5 protein-coding genes and 2 pseudogenes are annotated in these 6,060 nt (G+C 59.5%); 6 read left to right on the top strand and 1 reads right to left on the bottom strand.

Features of this window, described 5'->3' with window-relative positions; translation table 11 throughout:
• Position 1 precedes the first annotated feature (1 nt).
• The 5 genes and pseudogenes from AC1DU9_RS15285 (at position 2) to AC1DU9_RS15305 (ending at position 4,575) form a co-directional block, all read left to right on the top strand.
• Entirely contained in the window at positions 2 to 1,594 is a 1,593-nt protein-coding gene (locus AC1DU9_RS15285; protein WP_223460786.1) for an ArnT family glycosyltransferase, read from the top strand.
• Between the two features lie 80 nt (positions 1,595 to 1,674).
• The gene (locus tag AC1DU9_RS15290; RefSeq protein WP_477810430.1) at positions 1,675 to 2,853 is read left to right on the top strand and encodes an MFS transporter; all 1,179 of its coding nucleotides are present in this window, start codon (positions 1,675 to 1,677) and stop codon (positions 2,851 to 2,853) included.
• Between the two features lie 160 nt (positions 2,854 to 3,013).
• Positions 3,014 to 3,721: an HPP family protein gene (locus AC1DU9_RS15295; protein ID WP_223460792.1), complete on the top strand. Its 708-nt coding sequence runs from the start codon at positions 3,014 to 3,016 to the stop codon at positions 3,719 to 3,721.
• A gap of 14 nt (positions 3,722 to 3,735) precedes the next feature.
• A pseudogene (locus AC1DU9_RS15300) lies at positions 3,736 to 4,079 on the top strand (xanthine permease XanP); the annotation flags it as partial.
• Between the two features lie 25 nt (positions 4,080 to 4,104).
• The gene (locus AC1DU9_RS15305; protein WP_223460794.1) at positions 4,105 to 4,575 is read left to right on the top strand and encodes an LEA/WHy family protein; all 471 of its coding nucleotides are present in this window, start codon (positions 4,105 to 4,107) and stop codon (positions 4,573 to 4,575) included.
• A 32-nt stretch (positions 4,576 to 4,607) separates the two neighbouring features.
• Here AC1DU9_RS15305 and AC1DU9_RS15310 read toward each other — a convergent pair whose 3' ends face one another.
• Entirely contained in the window at positions 4,608 to 5,624 is a 1,017-nt protein-coding gene (locus AC1DU9_RS15310) for an AraC family transcriptional regulator (protein WP_223460819.1), read from the bottom strand.
• A gap of 102 nt (positions 5,625 to 5,726) precedes the next feature.
• On the opposite strand from AC1DU9_RS15310, the pseudogene AC1DU9_RS15315 reads away from it, so the two are divergent.
• Positions 5,727 to 6,060: pseudogene (locus AC1DU9_RS15315) on the top strand (hypothetical protein); the annotation flags it as partial.

The raw sequence follows: 6,060 nt of genomic DNA on the forward strand, positions 1-6,060 counted from the left end.
CATGATCCCTCACATCCGCCAACAGTCCCTCGCGCTGGGTCTGTTGGCGCTGTTGTTGTTCTGCGCCGGGATGTATCAGCAGGCGGCCATCGGTTTCGATTCGCGCTTCGTGCTGTTCGCCCAGGAGATGCTGCGCAATGGGCCGTCGTTTTTTCCGACGACCTATGGCCAGCCCTACGCAGACTATTCGGGACTTTCAACGCTATTCATCTGGCTGCTTTCACTGCCGTTCGGCCAGGTCACCAGCCTGACCGCGTGGCTGCCGAGCGCCATCGCCGCAGCGGTCATCGTCACCTTGATGTACCGCCTGCTGGCCCCCTATTCCAGGCGTTGGGCGCTGCTGAGCATCGCCTTGATGCTGCTGACCAACACCTTCATCACGGAAACCCGCGCCGTTTCCCTCGATCTGATGCTGGCAGCCGTCGCGTTCAGTGTATTTTACCTGGGCTATACAGCCGATCACTTTGCGGCGCCGCGCCGCTGGGTTCTGATCTTTGCCTTGTTGATGCTGGGTTTCTGGATTCGTGGGCCAATCGGCCTGGTTATTCCTGCGGGGATGCTGTGCAGTTATTTCCTGGTCAATCGCCAATGGCGACGGCTGATCGTCTTCGGATTGCTGGCAGCGTTGCTGCTGGCGGTGTGCATCGGTCTGTTGTTGTGGCTGGCGGACATCAGTGGCGGCCCGGCCTTCCTGCAGGACGTGATTCGCATGCAGTTCATGGGGCGCATGGACGGCAGCGAGGGCGTCAACGATACGCTGTATTACTTCACCAGTTCGATGGGCAACTATGCACTGGCGTGGCCGTTGGCGGTGCTGGCGCTGGTGGCGGTCGGAATCTCTGGCCGACAACAGTCCGGGCCGGCATTGCGCCTGATGCTGTACTGCCTGGCGGCCGGACTGATCGTGATGATCGGCCTTTCCGTCCCCCAGGCGAAAAAGGCCCGTTACCTGCTGCCGATGCTACCCATGGCGGCCATCGTGGCGGCGTATCCGTTCTACGCCACACAGGGTCGATTGCTGGGTTGGCTGCGGGGGTTGATGCAGGGGCTGTGGCTGCTGATCCCGGGCCTGTTGATCGTGGCATTGCTGGTAGTACGGCGAAAATTTCCCGAGGAAGTGGCTCACCTCACTTCGTTATTCATCATTCTCGGCTTGCTACAAGTGATCGCCCTGGCGGCACTCAAGCGACCCCGCTGGCGAGCGCAATCATTGGCTCTTTGCGCGGTCCTGGCGCTTTGGTCGTTCTACATCCTGCAATTCGAGCCCATCCAACGCCAGCTCTTCGACACCCAGAGCTTCAGCCGTGCCACTGTCGAGCTCATGCAAAAAGACCCTGCGCCGTTGGTGATGCACGCGATGGGCAAGGATGCCAAGGCCATCAAGTTCATGGTCAACATCAAACAGGACCTGCAACCGGTTTTCACCGAATCGCCCCAGGAACTTGAAAACCTCAAAGGCCCGGCGTGGCTGATGATGGACCTGAACGTGTACCAGACACTGCGAGGCACGGCTATTGGTGCCCTGCCGCCAGTACTGAGCGGGCGGTTCGACAAGAATGATTTCGTGTTGCTGCACCTCAAGCAAATCCCGTAGCAACGACCGAGTGTCCGACTGCTGGAGTAGCGCTCACGATTGGGCTGATGCCGGCCCAATCGAATAAGGACATTCACCCCGTGACCACCTACTCCCCCCTCATCCGCCGCCTGCTGATCTGCTCGCTGACCATCGTCGTCAGCCGCGCCATCACCAGCCCCTTGCTCACACTGTTCGTCAGCGACAAGCTTGGCCTCAACCAACAGGACGTTGGCTTGCTGCTTGGCATTGCGGTGTTCGTCGCCACCCTGCTCTCCCTGTATGGCGGCTACATCATCGATCGCTTCGAAAAACGCCGACTGCTGATTCTCTCGATGGCGTCCAGCGCTGTCGGCCTGGTGTTGCTGACCTTTGCTGAAAACCTCTACCTGACCACGATCACCTTGATCGTCACCGAAACCGCCTCGTCGCTGTTCCTGATCGGTTCGAAAGCGATCCTCAGCGACAACCTTGCGGTGGGTCAGCGCGCCAAGGCGTTCTCCCTGAGCTATACGCTGACCAACATTGGCTACGCTGTCGGGCCGATGCTCGGCGTGCTGATTGCCGGCGCCTTTGCAAGCGCACCGTTCCTGATCGCTGCGGCCATCGCTTTTTTCAGTATTTTCCTGATGACCGGAGTTCCCAAGGACCCGGCCAGTGTGCCTCTCACCGGTCGGGCGCAGAGTTTTCTCAAAACCCTGATCACCCTGAAAAACGACCGCACCCTGATCCTGTTCACCGCTGGCTGCCTGCTCAGCACGGTGGTGCACGGGCGATTTACGTTTTACCTGTCGCAATACCTGCTGGTGACCAGTAATCCCCGGCACACCATGGAAATCATGGCCGCCCTGCTCGCGTGCAACGCCATCAGTGTGATCTTGTTGCAGTACCAGATCGGGCGTGTTCTCAAGCGAGAGCAACTGCGCCAATGGATCGTTGCCGGCACCGGCCTGTTCATCCTCGGGCTGATCGGCTTCAGCCTGGCGGACAGTCTGGTGAGCTGGTGTGTGGCGATGTTTATCTTCACCCTCGGTGAAATCATTATTTATCCGGCCGAGTTTCTCTTCGTCGACACCCTGGCTCCGGAAGAACTGCGCGGCAGCTATTACGGCGCGCAAAACCTTGCTGCGCTTGGCGGTGCGTTGAGCCCGGTGATTTGCGGCTTCATGTTGATGCACACCCCGGCGCCGACAATGTTTTACGCCTTGAGTGCACTCGCGGCCCTGGGCGGTTTGCTGTGCTACATCAGCGGCCGACGGGGCAACTTAAAGCAAAATTAATGCACTGAAAGCTCATTAATATGAATTTGTCAGTAGCTGGATTGAACGGCACACTGTGCGCGTTCCTCCCCCAACAGTTGGAACAACTTCAAGGGCTTTCTGGGCTTCCCAGCCAAGCCCTTTTTTTTGCCTCGATTTTTCTGCCGGAGTTTTTCTCGGAATGCTTGCTCGCTGGTTGCCCGCCGCCATCAACACCCGTCCCACCGAATGGAGCCGCGCCGCCATTGGCATGGCCCTGGGGACGCTGCTCAGCGTGTGGCTCTGTGGCCAGGTGTTCGGCATTGAGGTGGCCCAGCACTTGATCGGCCCGCTGGGGGCATCGGCAGTGCTGTTGTTTGCCGTGTCTTCGGGTGCGCTCGCGCAACCCTGGTCGATTCTCGGCGGTTACTTGAGCGCCGCGGTGATTGCCTTGCTGGTGGCCCATGTATTGGGCCGAACCCTCGGTAGCGCTTGCCTGGCCGCGGGCATGGCGTTGGTCCTGATGTGCTGGTTGCGGTGCCTTCATCCACCGGCCGGTGCATTGGCCCTGACCCTGGTACTGGCCGATCCGGCGACCATTGCCATGGACTGGAAGGCCATTGAGCCGGTGATGCTCGGCGCTGCGACGATGCTGCTCAGCGCCCTGGCCTACAACAACCTGACCCACATTCGATACCCCAAGGGGACCAGCGAACCGGTAGCCGTGATTCCTGCCGATCACCCGCCGGTCGACCGTCAGGCCATCACCGCCGAAGACCTGAAACTGGCGCTGGCTGACATGGAGGCGTTCTATGACGTCACGCCCGAAGACCTCGAACAGTTGATCCAGGCCAGCCAGCTGCACGCCAAACGCCGCAGCGTGGGCGAGGTGTTCGCTCCACGACTGTAAGCCACTGACTTGGCGGTTCTTTTGCCGTGGCCGGAATCAAGATTCTCGCGGTGGCCGGCCTGCATCGGCGCTACATGCTGATCGTGGCAATTTCCCTCGGCATGGGCCTGGGGGTGGCCGCGGTGCCGGAAGTCTTGCGTGAACTGCCCAAGGCCCTGCACAACATTTTCGAATCGCCCATCACCGTCGGCGCGCTGTGCGCTATCGTTCTTAATATCTTCCTGCCCGAGGCATTCATCGAACTGGAAGAGGACGAATTCGATCCGCAGGCCCAGTGCTTCAAGTGATGCAGAACCCCGATGTGACCGCCTGGGATGAACCCGCAAAGGCTGCGGTGGTCGCACAGTCAAACCGCTAGCCATTTTTCAGATGAGAGCACGTCCATGCGCAGCGTTCACGCGGTCCTGATTTCCCTCCTGCTCTGCCTGAGCGCCTGTTCCTCACTGCCCAATCGAGACCCGTTGAAAGTCAACGTCGTGGGCATCGAGCCCCTGCAAGGCGAGGGCATGGAAGTGCGCTTTACCGTGAAAATCCGCGTGCAGAACCCCAATGACACCACCCTCGTCTACAGCGGCGTTGCGCTGGACCTGGACATCAACGGCCAACCCTTCGCCTCTGGCGTCACCGATGAGAGTGGCTCGATCGGGCGTTTTTCCGACACCGTCGTGAGCGTGCCGGTCAGCGTTTCGGCACTTTCGGTGATCCGCCAGACCTATGGCATCAGCCGGATGAAAACGCTTAACAACATGCCCTACATCCTGCACGGCAAGCTCTCGGGTGGGGTGTTCAACACGATGCGTTTCGTGGACAGTGGCATACTCAAACTGCCAGGATCGACCACTGGCAGCCGTTAGCCTGCGAAGAGATGACCGTTGCGCCGCTGAATTCACTCGGCGTCATTGAGAATCAGGCTACGGTAGTGCCCAGGATTCGATCCCGACCACTTGCGAAACGCCTTGTAGAACGAACTGACATCCGCGAACCCCAGCCGCGTGGCGATTTCGCTGAAGCTGATCGCGGGCTCGGCCAGCCAGACAATCGCCAGCTCCTTGCGCACGCCGTCCTTGAGGCCTTGATAGGTTTGCCCTTCTTCGGCCAGTCGGCGGCGCAGGGTTGATGCCGACATGCACAGGCGTTGCGCCAGGACTTCGGTTTCCGGCCAGTGTTCGGCCGGCAGATGGCGTAGATCGTGTTTGATGCGACTGGCCAGGCTCTGCGGATCGCGGTACTTGACCAGAATGTTCGCCGGCGCATGGGCCAGGAATCGCTTGAGCTCTTCCGCACTGCGCTTGATTGGCAAATCCAGGTAATCGGCGGAGAAAATCATCCGCGTGCGCTGACGGTCGAAACGCAGGTTCTCGGAAAACATCACCTGATAGTCATCGCAGAAATCCGGCTTCGCACAGCGCAGTTCGATGGCCAGGATTGGAATCCGCCGCCCTGCCAGCCAGCAGGCCACGCCGTGCACGATCATCCAGTAAGTGAAATAGGTGAAGGCCCGACGCGGGTCTTTGTCGTCCTCGAGAAGGACGATTTCCGCCAGGCTTTGTTGGCGCACCAACTGCGCCGGCAGGTGTTCGAGGATCAACGACAGAAACGCCAGGCCGCTGGCCAGTCCCGCCGCCACGTTGGGCTGGTGCATGGCGCTGCGACACAGAAACGCAAAGCTGCCGGATTTCAGTTTGCGTGGGTCCATGCCAAAAAACTCATCGTCCCCGCGCCGTGCCAGCAGCCGCCACAGGCGCGCATAAGCCGTGGCCGGAACGCGGGCGCCGGTGTTGCCCAACAGCTGCGGGGCGATGCCAACCTTGATCAACACCTCGTCCGTGGCGATTCCCGGCGCGCAGCTTTGCAACAGTGCTTCACGCACCAGTTGAATGGAGATGGTGTCTTTTTCCGACATGGATCGCGGCAAGCCCTGTTCTTGTTCGAGTGGGGGGCATATTAGCTGAAACCATCCGCTGAACGCTGATCGAATAACCCTGTGGGAGCGAGCTTGCTCGCGATGGCTGCTTGGCAGGCGACATGGATTTTTGAGGGTGTGCATATCCGTTTCTGCGGTAACGGCGGCTTAGGGTTCCGCTCTTACAGCCAGCCCTTTCAAGGTCTTCGTTTAGAATCCCCTAAAACTCCAGTCAGGGTGACGAAAACGATGTGGGCAGAAGTTCTAGCGCGGTTTGAAAAAAAGACACCGGCCAGTGTCATGACGAAATTGATACTGGAGCAGGCTGTTCCTGCCGAATGGGTTGATCAGGTGTTTGAAGAACACCGTCAACGCCAGTACCCGCGTGAGCTGTTGTTTTCGACCATCGTTGAGCTGATGTCCCTTGTTTCATTGG

Source organism: Pseudomonas sp. P4_C1, assembly GCF_056402155.1.